The sequence below is a fragment of the Actinosynnema sp. NPDC023658 genome (genome assembly GCF_040639995.1).
Taxonomy (GTDB): domain Bacteria; phylum Actinomycetota; class Actinomycetes; order Mycobacteriales; family Pseudonocardiaceae; genus Actinosynnema.
The window spans coordinates 1-1252 of record NZ_JBFAAX010001359.1 but is presented as its reverse complement, the minus strand read 5'-3'; the positions used below and the strand labels follow the sequence as shown (position 1 = coordinate 1252).

Here is a 1252-nt window from a genome sequence, read left to right as displayed (position 1 = left end):
GCGGATCGGCGGGGACGTGTGGTCGGCGCGGTCGTTGGACCGCGAGGTCATCGAGCCCGGCGCCGAAGTCACTGTTGTCGAGATCTCGGGCGCGACCGCAGTGGTGCTGTCCGGGGCCTGAGTGGAGGCTGGGAGAGTTGACCACCACGCTGATCGTCATCGCGGTCCTGGTGCTGTTCGTGCTGATCGTCATGGTCAAGTCGGTGCTGGTGATCCCGCAGGCCACGGCCGCGGTGATCGAGCGGCTGGGCCGCTACCGCACGACCGCGGCGCCGGGGTTGAACATCCTGGTGCCGTTCTTCGACCGGGTGCGGGCCCGGATCGACCTGCGCGAGCAGGTGGTGTCGTTCCCGCCGCAGCCGGTGATCACCCGGGACAACCTGACGGTGTCGATCGACACGGTCGTCTACTTCCAGGTGACCGACCCGCGGGCGGCGGTGTACGAGATCTCGAACTACATCGTGGGTGTGGAGCAGCTGGCGACCACGACGCTGCGCAACCTGGTGGGCGGGATGAGCCTGGAGGAGACGCTGACCTCCCGCGACCAGATCAACAACCAGCTGCGCGGTGTGCTGGACGAGGCGACCGGCCGGTGGGGCATCCGGGTGGCGCGGGTGGAGCTGAAGGCGGTGGACCCGCCGCCCTCGATCCGGGACTCGATGGAGAAGCAGATGCGCGCGGACCGGGAGAAGCGCGCGATGATCCTCAACGCCGAGGGCCAGCGGGAGGCGGCGATCAAGTCCGCCGAGGGTCAGAAGCAGGCGCAGATCCTGTCGGCGGAGGGTGCGAAGCAGGCGGCGATCCTGGGCGCGGAGGCGGAGCGGCAGTCGGCGATCCTGCGGGCGCAGGGCGAGCGGGCGGCCCGGTACCTGCAGGCGCAGGGTCAGGCGAAGGCGATCGAGAAGGTGTTCGCGGCGATCAAGGCGGGCCGGCCGACGCCGGAGGTGCTGGCCTACCAGTACCTGCAGACGTTGCCGCAGATGGCGCAGGGCGACGCGAACAAGGTGTGGCTGGTGCCGTCGGACTACGGCAAGGCGCTGGAGGGGTTCGCGAAGATGCTGGGCACGCCGGGCGAGGACGGTGTGTTCCGCTACGAGCCGCCAGCCTACGAGAAGCCGGAGACCTCCGCGCCGGAGCAGGACGACCCGTCGGTGGCGGACTGGTTCGACACGGCTCCGGACCCGGCGGTGGCCGAGGCGGTGCGCGCGGCGGAGGCGGGGTGGTCGACCTGTGCCGGCACCTGCGTGCACGC

At 70.6% G+C, this 1252-nt stretch carries 2 protein-coding genes; both read left to right on the top strand.

Annotated elements, in window-relative coordinates:
• Positions 1-121 (top strand): NfeD family protein (locus AB0G02_RS40980; protein WP_360806179.1); only part of this gene is annotated, 121 nt, incomplete at its 5' end.
• A gap of 70 nt (positions 122-191) precedes the next feature.
• A partial coding sequence (locus AB0G02_RS40975; protein ID WP_360806176.1) for an SPFH domain-containing protein occupies positions 192-1252 on the top strand: 1061 nt, incomplete at its 3' end.